Source organism: Paenibacillus sp. R-74696, assembly GCF_055814915.1.
Genome location: NZ_JBPULM010000050.1, coordinates 19,199 through 34,618, shown reverse-complemented (window position 1 = coordinate 34,618; position 15,420 = coordinate 19,199). Strand labels below are relative to the sequence as shown.

Genomic DNA, 15,420 nt, shown 5'->3' with positions numbered 1-15,420 from the left:
CTATATGCTAACATAGAAGCTATATGGGAATACCATGATTTAAACCGAGTCATGGGTGCGCAAGGCAACACAACTAATGAAAACGAGGTGCCCTTTTATGAAAATATCAACCAAAGGCCGTTACGGCCTAACGATAATGATGGAGCTTGCGGGGAAATTTGGCGAGGGACCGATCTCTTTGAAAAGCATAGCTGAACGCAATAGCTTGTCCGAGCATTATTTGGAGCAGCTCGTTGCGCCGCTTCGCAACGCTGGACTTGTAAAAAGTATTCGTGGAGCCTATGGCGGCTACATTTTGTCCAAGGAGCCTGAGCATATTACAGCTGGTGATGTGATCCGCGTGCTGGAAGGGCCAATCTCCCCAGTCGATTTTACCGAAGAGGATGATCCGGCGAAGCGCGATCTGTGGCTGCGTATTCGCGACGGCATCGCCTCCGTATTAGATTCGACCACACTTCAGGACATGGTCAGCTTCCAAGATCCGGGTAAGGCAGACAGCTATATGTTTTATATTTAAATACCGAAAACTTTATACTCAACATCTATTTAGACAGACTGGTTGAAATTTAATTCGCCGGTCTTTTTTTTGTTGCTTAAAAAGGGTGATTAAATCTGAAAATCTTAATTATATTACATTATTTTCTTTAATTAAAGACTATTAATATTTAATTATTTATAATATAATTAATAAAAATAAAATTAGGAGCTGAGAATGTGGTTGGGAAATTCAAAAAAATAGGTTTATTTTTAATGGTTTTAAGTATGGTAGTTACAAGTGTGGTCTTGAACCCTAAAGCAGAAGCAGCAGAAACGACTTATGAGTGGACTATTAAAGAAAGCATTACTTCACCGAGATCGTCGCCTGCTGTTGTAGAGTATAACGGAGAAATTTATGTTTTTGGCGGGGCGGGTACTGGGAAGGAATCTTATTTCGGGACAGCAAGTAATCATACATATAAATATGATCCTGTTAACGATAGCTGGACAAGGCTGGCCGATATGAATACTGCAAGAGCCGCTTTTTCAGCAACTGTGTACCAAGATAAAATATATGTGATTGGCGGCTATGCTTATAATGGTAGTGATACGGTTAGAACGAGAGCGGTTGAGATTTATAATCCGCTTACCAATAGCTGGAGCTCAGGAGTAGAAATGCCTAGTATGAGATCATGGTCGGCGACGGCAGTAATTGATAATCATCTTTACGTATTTGGCGGATCTGATAATAATGATGTTTTCCAGACACATGTCCATATGTTCAATCCTGAAACTAACAAATGGATCAACAAAAATCCTCTTCCAGCGGCTCTTTCTGGTATGGATGTTGTCCAAGTAAATGGGAAAGTATATCTGTTCTCTGGCAAGGCTGTATACGAATATGATGTCGTAACGGATAGTTATAATAAATTAGCAACGATAGACGTTTCGAATTCATACAATAATGTTGTAGCTGTGAATGGTGAAGTTTATGTTCTGTCCAACAATAAGGTGAGTAAATACAACTTTGAGACCAATATTTTAGAATCTGTAACCAATATGAATAGCACAAGAACGCAGTACGTATCAGCTGTTGTAAACAACAACATTTATGTTATTGGTGGTGTCTCAAATCAATCGCCATCAAAAGTTGTTGAAATGCTTTCCATTCACACCCCGGAGCCTACTCCTACTCCAACGCCAGAGGTGACGCCAACGCCGGAGCCAACACCTACTCCGACACCTGTAGTGACACCGACGCCTACTCCAACCCCGGATATAAACGGCAGAGCTATTCTAATCATTACGATGACCAGTGGTCTCGAAAAAGAGTATGACCTGTCCATGGCTGAGGTGAATGCTTTTATTGACTGGTATGACGGGAAGGATCGCGGCATTGGAAAAGAACGCTACACCTTCAATAAAACCTGGAATATGGGGCCCTATAAAAGCAGAACGGATTACGTTATTTTTGATAAAATCCTTTTCTTCGAAGTGAATGAATATTGATTTTCAATTCTATGCACGCCAGCCGAGAGGCTGGCGTGTTGTGTTGTTAGAGCCATTGTCGTCTGCATAAAACGAAACAAAGGTTTTGCTTTCTTTTTCAGTGCGAGCGGTAGTGCTTGTTGATTCGCCTTGTGCTATACTTTTGAGGATACGATGATAATTTCTACTTTTATAATAGAAGGAGCTAGACAAGCTATGCACTATTTCGATCATGCCGCAACGACGCCAATGCATCCAGAAGTCGCGCGCGCGATGCTGGAAGTGATGCAGGGTCCGGGAGGCAATGCATCGAGCATGCATGCCTTCGGACGCGCGGCGCGGCAGCATATTAATCGCTCCCGCGACCAGATCGCGGCAGCTGTCGGCTGCAAGCCTGCTGAGCTCGTATTTACGTCTGGCGGCACAGAGAGCAACAATATGGCGCTCAAGGGTGTTGCCCGCGCGCAGGCGCTGCTAGGCAAAAACCATATCATTACAGCGGAGGCTGAGCACCATGCGGTGCTGCATCCCTGCGAAGCGCTTGAGCGCGAAGGCTTTGAGCTGACGCTGCTGCCCGTTGATGAGCAAGGTCAAGTGTCGCTTGCTGATGTAGCGGCGGCAATAAAGCCAAATACGGCGCTGATTAGCATTATGCACGGCAATAATGAGGTAGGAAGTATGCAGCCGATTGAAGACATCGGGCGCCTGGCGCATGAGCGAGGCGTTATTTTTCATGTCGATGCCGTTCAGGCACTGGGTACAGCGAGCTATCAGCTCAATGGGCTGCCAATCGATTTAATGAGCTTTTCCGCCCACAAAATCAATGGCCCGCAAGGGGTTGGCGCGTTATATATCGCTGCTGGCACGCCATTTGAGGCGAGCTCGCAGGGCGGCTCGCAAGAACGCAAGCGCCGTGCAGGCACCGAAAATGTCGCCGGCATCGTCGGCTTCGCCAAAGCTGTTGAAATTTGTGTGAAAGAAGCGCAAAACAAGCAACTTTTTCTGAGCGAGCTTCGTATGGTATGGGTAGAGCTGCTCAGGAAAAATGTGGATATAGATATAGTCATCAATGGCGCGGCGGAGCAGGCACTTCCGCATATCGTCAATATCAGCTTTATCGGGATCGATACCGAGACGATGCTGATGAATCTCGATATGGCAGGCATTGCAGCCGCAAGCGGCTCGGCCTGCACGTCAGGGGCGCTGGAGCGCTCCCATGTGCTGCGGTCGATGAAGCTGCCGGAGGAAAGGCTGGCTTCCGCCGTAAGATTCAGCTTCGGTTTGGGGAATACTAAGGAGGAACTGGGTGCCGCAGCGCAAAAAGTTGCAACGATTGTGCAGCGCATCCGTAATAACGCCTAGGAGGCTTCCCGGCCGTGATTAAACTACAGCAATTGATCGGTCTGCCCGTGCTGGTTATTCATTCCGGCAAGCGCGAAGGCACGATCAAGGATGCGATTTTCGACTCCCACTGGAAAGTTACAGGACTCGTGCTCGAAAGCAACGGCTGGTTTGCTAATGTCGTCAAGACAGTGGACTGGAATGCGGTGCTGACATGCGGCGTAGACGCGATAATTATTTCCGACGAAGCAGCTGTGCAGAAAACAAAGCTTGAGCAGCTGGGCAGAACCTTTTGCACCAGTAAAGTCCAGCTCAAGGGTATGCCTATGGTGACGGTACACGGCGTGATGCTTGGACAAGTATCGGACGTTTATTTTCATCCATTTATGGGTACACCAATAGTAGGCTTTGAGCTTACGGACGGTTTTATATCGGATCTAATGGAAGGGCGCAAGTGGCTCAGAGCTCCTGAAGATTCAGATGCCGTGCTGCTCGGGGAAGACGCGATTATCGTTCCTGCTGTCAGTGAAGCAGAATTGGAGCCTGTCGCAGCTTCCAATTCGAAAAATAGGGAGAAATGAAAGATGATGAGATGTCCCAACTGCAATTCGAAAGATATAGGAAAAATAGGTTCCCATCAATTTTATTGCTGGGGCTGCTTCATTGAACTGACTGTCAACGGAGAGAAGATGTCCGTGTACCAAGTGGAGGAAGATGGGACGCTTAGTTCACTTGATGATCTGTTTTTTGAAGATGAAATGCCACAAATCCATGCAACCTAGTGTTATGCATGGTTACATACTGACATACAATTAGAAGGGAACAGTCATGTGGCTGTTCTCTTTTTTAATGATATAGAAGGGCGAGGAGGGGTTAAAGTGGCCGAATTAAATGAGGTGCAGGCCCAAATAGCGAAGCTTGCAAGCGAAAATCCGCTAGATGCGCTTGCAGCGATCCAGGCGCTGAAAAACGAAGGCGGAAAAATCGTACCCGAGTTGCTTGTGCAGCTGCGGGCTGCAAAAGATCCTGTGCGGACGATGCTGGTTATTGTGCTCGGCGAGCTGGGCCCGCTGTCTGGAGCTGCGGCTGAACAGGTTGCGGCGCTGCTTGATGCAGACAATGAGAAGCTTCGTATGGCCGCCGCATTGACCTTGGTTAGAATAGGCAGTGAAAGTGTTAAACCGCTCCAGCAGATCTGGACTGCCGAGCAAAATCAGGAGAAGCCGAGCTTCTGGGCAGCCTGGGCGATATCGATTATTAACCCGGCATTAGTGGAGGACTCCGTAATCGAAAGACTGAAGCAGGTACAAAAAAAGCCGGATACCCCGGTAGAGGCTTCCGCAGCAAAGGAAGCGCTAGACTGGATAGCGGCTAATCAAGTGGAGTCTGAATAATTTAAAGCTGCTGGGCATAGCGGCTCATTACCCTAGCTCATGCCCAGTGGCGAACAAATACAGCACAAGGAACAGGTTTAGCGCTGTAATAACCCCTACGCATAGCCAGGCAAGCACTTTGACCCAAGGCTTGTTGGCGAACATACCCATTTTGGCTTGGCTGCTTGTGAACAGCACAAGCGGAATAATGGCGAACGGAAGCTGCAAGCTCAGGACGACTTGGCTCCACAGCAGCAGCTCGCCCGTTCCGCGCGTGCCGAACAGCCAGGTGACGATGAGCGCTGGAATGACAGCAAGCAATCGTGTCACAATACGGCGCAGCCAAGGCGGAATCGAAAATTTAATAAAACCCTCCATAACGATTTGCCCCGTTAAAGTCCCCGTAATTGTCGAGCTTTGGCCAGAAGCGAGCAAGGCAACAGCGAATAAGGTGCTGGCAATGCTGACGCCAAGCGTTGGGCTAAGCAGTTGATAGGCGCCTTCGATTTCCGTTACATTCAGGCCCGTTCCATAAAAGGCCGCAGCTCCCAGAATCAAGATGCTTGAATTAATCAGAAAAGCGATGGTCAGCGAAACGCCGGAATCCCATTGGGAATACTTAATCGCTTCCCGCCGTCCCTCCTCCGTCCGCTCATATTTTCTCGTCTGAATGATGGAGGAATGCAAATACAGATTATGCGGCATAACCGTTGCCCCAAGGATGCCAAGAGATACGAACAGCATGGCGGGGCTGCTTACGATTTCAAACTTCGGAACATAGCCGGAAAGCACCGCTGATATATCCGGACGCGAAATAATGACCTCGAATACAAATACCCCGAATATCGTAGCCATCAGCACAATAATAAGGGATTCAATAAGCCGAAAGCCTTTCTTCTGCAGCAGCAGCAGCAAAAATACATCTAGCGTCGTAATAAGAATACCGCCTATTAAGGGGAGGCCAAACAATAAATTTAGGGCAATGGCGGAGCCGATAACCTCGGCAAGATCGGTTGCAATAATGGCAAGCTCGGCCAGCAGCCAGAGGATGACAGCGCCTTTCATGCCGACGGAGTCGCGGGTTGCTTGGGCAAGGTCGCGGCCGGTAACGATGCCGAGCCTTGCCGACAGATTTTGCAGCAAAATCGCAATTAAATTGGCGATCAGAATAACGGCCAGCAGCGTATAGCCGAACCTTGCGCCGCCCGCAATGGATGTTGCCCAGTTGCCGGGATCGATATAGCCGACGGCGACCAGCATGCCGGGGCCAGCGAAGGCGAGAAATTTTCGAAAGCCGCTTGCATTTTTCGGTATATGAATAGAGGAGTTCACTTCTTCAAGGCTGACATTTCCACTCGCGCGGAGCCAGCCGGATTTTTTATCCAGTTGATCGGACTGTGTGCTCATAAAAACCCTTCTTTCGTTTACGCTCAGATGTGTTGGCTGTTGCATTTGTTTGTGCTATGAAACAATATTGCGCCTGGGAAACATTTTTGTCAATGGATTTGAGTATCCCTTGTTCATTGCTGGTAATTTCATTAAAGAAAATCGGGTATTTTGGAAATGAAAGTGCTTGTTTTTCCTGCAAATACAAGTCCGAGCAAGCATTCAACAGTTATTTTGATTTTCCAATTCTCAGCTATAAAGGTACTGGAGAAATTGTCGATATATTTATAGTCCCTTCATGTTTAATTGAATTTTTAAGGGCTATACAAAATGAGAAAAGAGGCGTAGGAATGACGCTTAAAGTGAAAATTATTGTGTTTGTAACGGCTATTTGTATTCTGCTCGCAACTCCGCTCAGTTATTTTGCACTGTATGTAATTGAAAAGCAGGCAACGAGTTCGGTAAATGGAGAAATTCAAAGCTCCGTCCAAAAAGCGGTTGCTGAAGTAGATGGCTGGGCGCAAAAACAGGCCAAAGTAATCGAGACCGTAGGCAAAGTGATTGAGGATACCGTACCGCTGAACGAAATCGGCATGGACCATTTGATGGCCTTTCAACTGCCTGATAATAAAGAGGATATCGATACGATCTATTTTGGTCTGGAAGACGGCACCTATATGGATGGCGCGGGCTTTATTCCGGATGCTACGTTCGATGCTCGCCAGCGTCCGTGGTATTTAGCGATTAAGGAATCAGGCAAGCTCACTTATAGCGATGCGTATATTACGAAGGCGGGAGTACAGGCTATTTTTATCGGCGTGCCGCTGCATGACCAGAATGGAGCTTTCCAAGGCGCCATTTCAGAAAATATTTCTCTCGATTCCATTAAGGAAAAAATCAGCTCGATTAAAACGGAAGACGGCTTTACCTTTTTGCTGGACCGGACGGGCGTCGTTCTTTCCCACCCTGATCAAAGCCTGCTGAACACGCAGCTTGCGGAGCAAAATGACTATAAAAATGTGGTAGAGCAAATGCTCGGTGAACCTTCCGGCCGGGCAGAATATACGTATAACAATGACACGCAGCTGTTGTATTTTGAAAAGGTTCCAAACACCAATTGGGTAGTAGCGACCTCCATTTCCAAATCAGCGGCCTTTGCTGAGCTTACGAGCTCCAAGCAGCTTTATATAAGCTTTATCGTCGTGTTCACCTTACTGCTGGCTGCTGTCGCCTATTTGATATCCCTTAAAGCGCTGAAGCCATTGCTTAATATGAAAAAGAGTGCACAGCTGCTGGCCGCCGGCGATCTTACGGTGCAGGTGCCTGTTAAGGGCAAGGACGAAATTGCCCAGCTGGGTTCTTCGTTTAATGCAATGAGCGCTTCCCTCAATCAGCTTATTCAGCAGGTTGATCAATCTGCGCAGCTCGTACAAACATCCTCCAAGACGATGTACAAGGATGCTTCGGGCAGCAATGAAATTGCTGGGCAAATATCGACCGTCATTGAGGAAATTGCCAAGGGAGCTGGTGATCAGGCACAATCTGTGCAATCGGGTGCCGAGATGGTATCCGAAATTAATACGGTCATTGACCAAATCGCGGATGAGACCCGCCAAGCGTCGGTAACGATTTTGGATGTTAATCAAGCGATGGAAAGCGGTAAAGGCGCGATTGCCCGTCAGACGGATCTTTCGGAGGCTGGGAAGGAATCTACCGAGCGGGTGGAAGAGTCCAATGAGCTGCTGCTGAGTAAAATCGGTGAAATTTCTAAAATTACCGGCAGCATTCAGGCCATTGCCGCACAAACGAATTTGCTGGCGCTCAATGCAGCTATTGAGGCGGCCCGCGCTGGCGAGAATGGCAAAGGTTTTGCTGTAGTTGCCACTGAGGTCCGCAAGCTCGCCGAGCAGTCCTCGCAATCGGTGAGCGGAATCGATCAACTGCTGAGTGAGTTGCATGCAGCGGGTGAGCAAAGTACAGCTGAGCTTGAGCAGTTCCGCCGGAACAGTGCAGCCCAGCTGGATTCTATGGAGGAGACAGCGGCTTCTTTTGACCGCATTCGGGAATCTGTAGATGAAATTATTCTAAAAATTAATTCGGTGACTTCAGGCATTACGGAGCTGAAATCGGGTGCTGCACAGGTCTCTGATGTGATTACGGGGCTTGCGGCAGTTGCAGAGGAAAGTGCGGCTTCGACGGAAGAAGCGGCATCCTCCACAATGGAGCAGTCGCTATCGATTGAAAATATTTCCGATGCGGCCAGAGAATTGTCCGATCATGCGGATCAGCTGCTGAAGGAAATTAGCCGTTTTAACACTCGTAAACAATAACTGGCCAGCAGCATGGATGATTTTCCCCGCTTGTACATATACTGTAGCAGATTGGCCTAGGGGCCTCTTTTGAAATATAAGAATTTATAAGCTTCACACTTATAAATGGACTTATATTTCTCGGACTGAAACGCGCAGCCGCCGTCAAAGGACGGCGACAGCCGTTTCACCTTGGTAAGCGAGCGGGGGTGAGGGAAAGTGGAGCGGTTCACAAAAAGCCGTTTGTTTGTATGGCTGGTCTACATTATTCTAGGTTTGCTGGCGCTGTATTTGCTTATATTGGTCAAACCAATGTTTATGAATATTTATTTTTTCCTCAAGGCGATTCTTGCGCCATTTATCGTTGCCATGATTATTTCCTACGTGCTGAATCCTGTAGTGACGATGCTGCATGAACGTAAAGTTCCGCGTACGATGGCGGTGCTGCTCATTTATACGGTATTTTTCACAGCGCTGACCGTCTTGCTCGTCAATGTCATTCCAATGCTTGCCATGCAGGTGCAGGAGCTCAACGAGCGGGTGCCAGACCTGACGATGAAGGCGCAAAATTTGGTGACGGATATCAACAATACATCGTTTCTGCCGGACAGCCTGCGCGATGGGATGAACCAGTCGCTGCTTCATATGGAGCGGAAGCTGTCGGAAACGCTGATCCATTTTATCAACAATATTGGTTCGGTGCTGAATACGGTGTTTATTGCCTTTATTGTGCCGTTTCTGGCATTCTACATTTTGAAGGATTTTGAGGTGTTTGAGCGGACGATCATTACGTACGTGCCCAAGTCGCATCGTCAAAATACCGTCCGGCTGATGAAGGATATTGACTCGGCGCTCGGCAGCTACATACGCGGGCAGTTTCTCGTCTGTCTGATCGTCGGTGTGCTTGCCTATATCGGCTACACGATTATCGGAATGGAATATGCGCTGCTGCTTGCCGGCATTGTAGCGATTACGAACATTATTCCCTACTTGGGCCCGTTTCTGGGGGCGATTCCAGCAATTCTGATGGCCTCGACCATATCGGTCAAAATGATGATTCTCGTCGCGGTAATCAATACGCTATGCCAAATTTTAGAGGGCAATATCATTTCTCCGCAGGTGGTGGGGAGGACGCTGCATATGCATCCGCTGGCGATTATTTTTGCCCTGCTGGTCGGAGGAGAGGTAGCGGGCGTCGCGGGGATGATTCTCGCCGTTCCGATTTTCGCGGCGCTGAAGGTCATCGTCCAGCATATGTTTGCCTATTATGTGCGGCGAAAGATTATTTGACAGCGGGCCTTGCTGCCGATATACTCATTTTTAGTACAACTCAAGCAAAAACGACTTCGTCGTCCTTCTGGGACGAGCGAAGAGCTTTGTCGGAGAAATATAAGCCCATTTATAAGTGCAAAACTTATAAGTTCTTATATTTTAAATGGAAATCGTTGATGAAAAAGAAGTAAGCTATAGACCGTCAATCAGAGAGGAAGCTTCTTCGCCGTTATCCGGCGTTGGCTGCAAGAGCTTTTATGGCGAAGGATGGCTGAAAGCTGCTTTCGGAGTGTGAATGAACTTCACCGGGAGGACCCGTTATTGTCCATACGAGGAGATTGCTGCGTAAGGCTGTGCCGCTAGAAATAGCGCAAGGCTGAAGCTGGCGATAACCAGGGTGGTACCGCGAGTTTTCGTCCCTGTCATAACTGACAGGGACTTTTTGATGTTTTAAAGCAGGTTTGGCTGCAAAATGCAGGCGTAAATAATGAAACCTATTGGAGGCGTATCAACTATGAAGGCTAGTGAAATTCGGGCAAAATGGCTTGCTTTTTTTGAAAGCAAAGGACATACAATCGAGCCGAGCGCATCGCTCGTGCCGCACAACGATCCATCGCTGCTATGGATTAACGCAGGCATGGCGCCGTTGAAAGCTTATTTTGACGGACGCGTCATTCCGGAAAATCCACGGATTACGAATTCCCAGAAGTGCATTCGCACCAACGATATCGAAAATGTCGGCAAAACGCGCCGCCACCATACTTTTTTTGAAATGCTCGGAAATTTCTCCATCGGCGATTATTTCAAGGAAGAAGCGATTACATGGGCTTGGGAGTTTCTAACGGGCAAGGAGTGGATCGGCTTCGATCCAGAGCGCCTATCGGTTACCGTTTACCCGGAGGATGAAGAAGCATACGAGTTCTGGAATAAAAAAATCGGCCTGCCAGAGGAGCGCATCTACAAGCTGGATGAAAACTTCTGGGATATCGGCGAAGGTCCATGCGGGCCATGTACGGAAATTTTCTATGACCGCGGCGACAAATACGGCGATTTGAATGATTCGGAATGCTGGCCGGGCGGCGAAAACGAGCGTTTTCTGGAAGTGTGGAACCTCGTATTCTCGCAATTCAACCATAACAAAGACGGCAGCTATACGCCGCTTCCTAACAAAAACATCGATACAGGCGCAGGTCTGGAGCGTTTCGCTTCGATTTTGCAGGATGTAGATTCGAACTTTGATACGGACCTGTTCATGCCAATTATCGAGCGTACGTGTGAGCTTGCTGGCGTGAAATATCATGTGAACGCTGAGCACGATGTGGCGCTGAAAGTTATCGCTGACCACATTCGTACGGTTGCTTTCGCTGTCGGCGACGGCGTTATGCCTTCTAATGAAGGACGCGGCTACATTATTCGCCGTTTGCTCCGCAGAGCGGTTCGTTACGGAAAATCGATCGGCATCGACCGTCCATTCCTTCATGAGCTGACAGCTACTGTCGGCGAAGTGATGGGCGTGTACTATGATGAGGTTGTGTCCAAGCGCGAATTTATTGAGAAGGTTATTCGTACAGAGGAAGAGCGTTTCCACGAGACGCTATCCGACGGCCTGGCTTTGCTCACGACGCTGGTAGATTCCGCTCGCGCAGCAGGCGGCAAGGAAATCGGCGGCGAGGATGCATTCCGCCTGTATGACACGTACGGCTTCCCGTTTGACCTGACGGAGGACTTTGCAGCGGAAAACGGCTTGACCGTTGACCGTGCAGGCTTTGACGCAGCAATGGAAGCGCAGCGCGAGCGCGCACGGGCAGCTCGTCAGGATACGGGCGGCATGAAGATTCAAGGTGGCGCACTCGGCGAATTCACGGTTAAAAGCGAATTTGTTGGCTATAATGAATTGGTAATTGAATCGGCCATTACGGCGATTGTGCAAGAGGATGCGCTGATTGATAGCGCAAGCGAAGGCAGCGAAGTGTTTGTGCTGCTTGACCGTACTCCGTTCTATGCGGAGAGCGGCGGACAAATTGGCGACCGCGGCATCATTTCGGGCCAAGGCTTCTCCTTGCAGGTGAAAGATGTGACGAAAGCGCCGCATGGCCAAAGCGTGCATCATGCGCTCGTTGTATCAGGTACCGTGAAGACGGGCGAGAAAGTACAGGCGGCTGTTGCGAAAGCGGTTCGTGAGGATGTCATTAAAAACCATACCGCAACCCATTTGCTGCACAAAGCGCTCAAGGAAGTACTGGGCACACATGTTAATCAAGCCGGTTCCCTTGTTGAGGCGGAGCGTCTGCGTTTTGACTTCTCCCACTTTGGCAGCATTACCGATGAGGAGCTTGTAGAAATCGAGCGCCGTGTCAATGAGCAAATTTGGAACAGCACCGATGTGACCATTACGAACAAGTCGCTTGCAGAAGCGAAGGAAATGGGAGCAATGGCCTTATTCGGTGAAAAATATGGCGATGTCGTCCGCGTCGTGCAAGTCGGCGACTACAGCCTTGAGCTTTGCGGCGGCTGTCACGTAGCCAGCACTTCGCAAATCGGCGTGTTCAAGCTGATCAGCGAAAGCGGAATTGGCTCCGGCGTGCGCCGGATTGAAGCCGTTACAGGCCGCCATGCTTACAGCTACACTGAAAGCCAGCTTGATTTGCTGGGGCAAGCAGCAGCATTGCTGAAATCGAGCAATGGAGATGTGCCTAAGCGTATTGAAGCGCTGCATGCACAGGTGAAGGAGCTTGGCCGTGAGAATGAATCGCTGCAAGCGAAGCTGAGCCGGATCGAAGCAGGCTCGCTTGAGCAGCAGGCGAAGCAGATCGGCGAAATTACGGTGCTTAGCGCTCAAGTAAATGCGCCATCCATAGACGCGCTGCGCGGCATTTCTGATGAGCTGAAGCTTAAGCTGCCTTCTGCGGTTATTATTCTCGGCGCTGTTCAAGAGGATAAAGTCAGCCTTGTAGCGTCGGTATCGGCCGATTTGGTGAAGAAGGGTCTTCACGCTGGCAAAATTATTAAAGAAGCAGCAGCTGTGTGCGGCGGAAGCGGCGGTGGCCGTCCTGATATGGCGCAGGCTGGCGGCAAGGACGCTTCCAAATTGGAAGAAGCACTGAAACTTGCGGAAGAACTGGTTCTCGCCCAAGCAAATGTGATATGATAGGAATGTGTATCGATAGTAATCTCATTGAAATGTAGTTGGAAAGCGAGGTGCTGGCGATGAGTTCCATGGACAAAACGATGAAGTTTGATGTGTTGCCGGAAAGTTTGGAAACCTCCTCACAGGACATTTTGCTGTCTGTGCATGAGGCACTTCTGGAGAAAGAGTACAATCCGATCAATCAGATTGTAGGCTATTTGCTCTCCGGTGATCCCGCGTATATTCCGCGGCACAACAACGCCAGGAGCCTGATTCGCAAGAAGGAACGCGATGAACTCATTGAAGAGCTTGTCCGGTTTTATTTGAACAATAAGAAAACATAATAGTCAGGAGCCGGACAAGCAATGAGAACAATGGGACTCGATTACGGCGATCGCAACATTGGTGTTGCGGTAAGCGATCCTTTTGGCTGGACTGCGCAAGGGCTTGAGGTCGTGAAGAAGCGCCGGGACAATGGCGAATTGGATCGGCTCGCTGAAATTGCGCAGCAGTATGAGGTTAGTGAAATCGTCTTGGGACTGCCGAAAAACATGAATAACACCATCGGTCCGCGAGGCGAAATTAGTATTGAATTCGCAGAGCAGCTTCGACAGAAACTACACTTGCCTGTTCACCTTTGGGACGAACGGTTGACTACTGTAGCCGCAGAGCGTACTCTCATAGAAGCGGATGTCAGCCGTAAGAAGCGAAAGCTGGTAGTGGACAAAATGGCGGCAACGCTCATTTTACAAAATTATCTCGATTCTAAGGGCTTGCGTTAACAGGAGCGAAAGCTATTTTGGCGCAAATTACAAAACGAAAAGGTGAGGGTTAAGATGACAAAGGATGATATGCAGTTCGAAGAGCCGGAAATTATTTATATTCCGGATGAAGACGGCAATGAAGAAGAATTCGAAGTCATCATGAAGTTTGAAGTGGATGGCTCTGATCAGAAATATATGATGGTCGTTCCGCTCGTTGGCGAGAGCGAAGAGGAAGATGAGGTTTACGCCTTCCGCTACGAGGAAGATGGCGATGATCTCCAGCTGTACACGATTGAAGACGAAGAAGAATGGAACATCGTGGAGGAGACGTTTAATACGCTGCTCGGCGAGTTGGAGGAAGAAAATTAATGGATCAAGGCGAGGTACTAATCCCGCAGCCGCTTGAGCGGCTGCGGGAAGCCTTCGGTCCTCAAATCGAGCTGCTTGCGGGCGGCGGCGTTATGGAAACATTCGACATCAAGGCTGAGTTTAGACTCGGCTCCTACGTCTATGCGGCGCTCCAGTCGGAAGCGATGAAGGGCGAGGATGAAGTGGAGCTTTTCCGCGTCATTGGCGAGCTTGGCGAAGAGCCGGAGCTGGAAACGATTGAGGATGATGAAGAATGGGAACTGGCGTCCGAAGCTTATGACGATTTGTTATTTGCTGGCGATGAGCGACCTTAAGCAAGCTTTATTATACGTATACATCGAGAAAAAGAGCGGTGCACACCGCTCTTTTTCTCGACGTATTGGGGAATTAGGAGGAAAGCAGGTTGGACAACGCAAAGAGGCAGTCATCTAAGCCTAGCAAGGTTCGTATCGCTTTTTACGTATTTTTAAGCATTTTAGGCGTCATCACTACAGTGGTGGGCGGCGCATTTATTTATTTGTGGCTTCAATTAGAGCCAACCAAGACGGCAGAGGCCAAGCAGATTGTCATTCCAAACAGCGCCTCAGCGAGCCAAATTTCCGATGTGCTTCAAGAGGAAGGGATTATTAAAAATGCCCTGATCTTTAAATATTATTTGAAGCTGGAAAAAGAAGGCGGCAAATTCCAAGCGGGCACGTATTCGATGAATCCCGGCATGGATAAGGCAGATGTCATTGCTATGCTGAATAGCGGCAGCACCGTCAAGCAGGAGACGATCCGGTTTACGATTCCAGAGGGGCTTACGGTACTGCAAATTGCCGATAAGCTGGCGGAAGAGAAGCTGATCGACAAGGATAAATTTTTGGAGCTTGCCGATAAGCAGCAAACGTGGAGCAATGCGGATGCGGTCAATGAGATTTCCGCTGATGCTAAGCTGCATCACCGGCTAGAAGGGTATTTGTTTCCTGAAACCTATGAAATGAAGAAGGGCAGTTCGGAGCAGGAAATATTGAACCGTATGATTTCTGAACTTGATGTCAAGCTTGCCCAGCTTCCCAATGATTGGACGATTCAGCTGGAAAAACGCAAGCTGACGATTCATCAGCTGCTTACGATTGCATCCCTGGTTGAGCGCGAGGTGGTCGTTGACGAGGAGCGTCCGATCGTTGCGAGCGTTATATATAATCGCTTGAACAAGCCGATGAAGCTTCAAATAGATGCAACAGTGCAATATGCACTCGATAAGCCAAAGGAACGTTTATATAATAAGGATCTCAAGATAGATAGCCCTTATAACACCTATTTGGTAGATGGGCTCCCGCCGGGACCGATTGCAGCCCCAAGCCTTAGCTCGATCAAAGCGGCACTTTATCCGCAGGAAACGGAATATTTTTTCTATGTAACCAAGAAAGATGGAACGGGACAGCATCTGTTTGCTAAAACCTTTAGCGAGCATAACAATAATATTGCTAACAGCAACAAGACTGCGCAGTCTAAGTAAGGAGTGTAAGGAG

General features: G+C 48.6%; 15 protein-coding genes. 14 read left to right on the top strand and 1 reads right to left on the bottom strand.

What is annotated here, in order from left to right; translation table 11 throughout:
* Window positions 1-97: 97 nt before the first annotated feature.
* The 6 genes from cymR (at window position 98) to ACSR9A_RS28620 (ending at window position 4,700) form a co-directional block, all read left to right on the top strand.
* Window positions 98-517 (top strand): cysteine metabolism transcriptional regulator CymR, encoded by a 420-nt coding sequence (cymR, locus tag ACSR9A_RS28645; protein ID WP_341281803.1) that lies wholly within the window; start codon window positions 98-100, stop codon window positions 515-517.
* Window positions 518-714: 197 nt separating this feature from the next.
* Window positions 715-1,986 (top strand): Kelch repeat-containing protein, encoded by a 1,272-nt coding sequence (locus ACSR9A_RS28640; RefSeq protein WP_473761660.1) that lies wholly within the window; start codon window positions 715-717, stop codon window positions 1,984-1,986.
* Window positions 1,987-2,181: 195 nt separating this feature from the next.
* Complete coding sequence (locus ACSR9A_RS28635) at window positions 2,182-3,327, top strand: cysteine desulfurase family protein (RefSeq protein ID WP_473761657.1); 1,146 nt, start codon at window positions 2,182-2,184, stop codon at window positions 3,325-3,327.
* A 14-nt stretch (window positions 3,328-3,341) separates the two neighbouring features.
* Window positions 3,342-3,887, top strand: a complete 546-nt coding sequence (locus ACSR9A_RS28630; protein WP_473761655.1) for a PRC-barrel domain-containing protein — start codon at window positions 3,342-3,344, stop codon at window positions 3,885-3,887.
* A gap of 3 nt (window positions 3,888-3,890) precedes the next feature.
* Entirely contained in the window at window positions 3,891-4,088 is a 198-nt protein-coding gene (locus ACSR9A_RS28625; protein WP_046234401.1) for a hypothetical protein, read from the top strand.
* A gap of 96 nt (window positions 4,089-4,184) precedes the next feature.
* Window positions 4,185-4,700 (top strand): HEAT repeat domain-containing protein, encoded by a 516-nt coding sequence (locus ACSR9A_RS28620; protein ID WP_473761653.1) that lies wholly within the window; start codon window positions 4,185-4,187, stop codon window positions 4,698-4,700.
* 27 nt (window positions 4,701-4,727) lie between these two features.
* Here ACSR9A_RS28620 and ACSR9A_RS28615 read toward each other — a convergent pair whose 3' ends face one another.
* Complete coding sequence (locus ACSR9A_RS28615; protein ID WP_473761650.1) at window positions 4,728-6,086, bottom strand: Nramp family divalent metal transporter; 1,359 nt, start codon at window positions 6,084-6,086, stop codon at window positions 4,728-4,730.
* Between the two features lie 329 nt (window positions 6,087-6,415).
* Between ACSR9A_RS28615 and ACSR9A_RS28610 the strand changes: the two genes are divergently transcribed.
* The 8 genes from ACSR9A_RS28610 (at window position 6,416) to mltG (ending at window position 15,407) form a co-directional block, all read left to right on the top strand.
* Complete coding sequence (locus ACSR9A_RS28610; RefSeq protein WP_473761647.1) at window positions 6,416-8,395, top strand: methyl-accepting chemotaxis protein; 1,980 nt, start codon at window positions 6,416-6,418, stop codon at window positions 8,393-8,395.
* A 198-nt stretch (window positions 8,396-8,593) separates the two neighbouring features.
* Window positions 8,594-9,664: an AI-2E family transporter gene (locus ACSR9A_RS28605; RefSeq protein WP_473761644.1), complete on the top strand. Its 1,071-nt coding sequence runs from the start codon at window positions 8,594-8,596 to the stop codon at window positions 9,662-9,664.
* A 496-nt stretch (window positions 9,665-10,160) separates the two neighbouring features.
* Window positions 10,161-12,794 carry an alanine--tRNA ligase gene (gene alaS, locus ACSR9A_RS28600; protein WP_473761641.1) on the top strand — a complete coding sequence of 878 codons (2,634 nt, stop codon included), beginning with the start codon at window positions 10,161-10,163 and terminating at the stop codon, window positions 12,792-12,794.
* Between the two features lie 59 nt (window positions 12,795-12,853).
* Window positions 12,854-13,117 (top strand): IreB family regulatory phosphoprotein, encoded by a 264-nt coding sequence (locus ACSR9A_RS28595; protein ID WP_056040153.1) that lies wholly within the window; start codon window positions 12,854-12,856, stop codon window positions 13,115-13,117.
* Window positions 13,118-13,138: 21 nt separating this feature from the next.
* Window positions 13,139-13,555 (top strand): Holliday junction resolvase RuvX, encoded by a 417-nt coding sequence (ruvX, locus tag ACSR9A_RS28590; protein ID WP_341281815.1) that lies wholly within the window; start codon window positions 13,139-13,141, stop codon window positions 13,553-13,555.
* 54 nt (window positions 13,556-13,609) lie between these two features.
* Entirely contained in the window at window positions 13,610-13,906 is a 297-nt protein-coding gene (locus ACSR9A_RS28585) for a DUF1292 domain-containing protein (protein ID WP_338555341.1), read from the top strand.
* Complete coding sequence (locus ACSR9A_RS28580) at window positions 13,906-14,220, top strand: DUF1292 domain-containing protein (RefSeq protein ID WP_473761637.1); 315 nt, start codon at window positions 13,906-13,908, stop codon at window positions 14,218-14,220. Before ACSR9A_RS28585 ends, ACSR9A_RS28580 begins: the two co-directional genes overlap by 1 nt.
* A gap of 89 nt (window positions 14,221-14,309) precedes the next feature.
* On the top strand, window positions 14,310-15,407 hold the full coding sequence (gene mltG, locus ACSR9A_RS28575; protein WP_473761633.1) for an endolytic transglycosylase MltG: 1,098 nt from the start codon (window positions 14,310-14,312) through the stop codon (window positions 15,405-15,407).
* Window positions 15,408-15,420 lie beyond the last annotated feature (13 nt).

Bases quoted from the DNA above. Each gene is read 5' to 3' on its own strand.
- cymR (WP_341281803.1), top strand. From the start codon at position 98: ATGAAAATATCAACCAAAGGCCGTTACGGCCTAACGATAATGATGGAG.
- ACSR9A_RS28635 (WP_473761657.1), top strand. From the start codon at position 2,182: ATGCACTATTTCGATCATGCCGCAACGACGCCAATGCATCCAGAAGTC.
- ACSR9A_RS28625 (WP_046234401.1), top strand. From the start codon at position 3,891: ATGATGAGATGTCCCAACTGCAATTCGAAAGATATAGGAAAAATAGGT.
- ACSR9A_RS28615 (WP_473761650.1), bottom strand. From the start codon at position 6,086: ATGAGCACACAGTCCGATCAACTGGATAAAAAATCCGGCTGGCTCCGC.
- ACSR9A_RS28610 (WP_473761647.1), top strand. From the start codon at position 6,416: ATGACGCTTAAAGTGAAAATTATTGTGTTTGTAACGGCTATTTGTATT.
- alaS (WP_473761641.1), top strand. From the start codon at position 10,161: ATGAAGGCTAGTGAAATTCGGGCAAAATGGCTTGCTTTTTTTGAAAGC.
- ACSR9A_RS28595 (WP_056040153.1), top strand. From the start codon at position 12,854: ATGAGTTCCATGGACAAAACGATGAAGTTTGATGTGTTGCCGGAAAGT.
- ruvX (WP_341281815.1), top strand. From the start codon at position 13,139: ATGAGAACAATGGGACTCGATTACGGCGATCGCAACATTGGTGTTGCG.
- ACSR9A_RS28585 (WP_338555341.1), top strand. From the start codon at position 13,610: ATGACAAAGGATGATATGCAGTTCGAAGAGCCGGAAATTATTTATATT.
- ACSR9A_RS28580 (WP_473761637.1), top strand. From the start codon at position 13,906: ATGGATCAAGGCGAGGTACTAATCCCGCAGCCGCTTGAGCGGCTGCGG.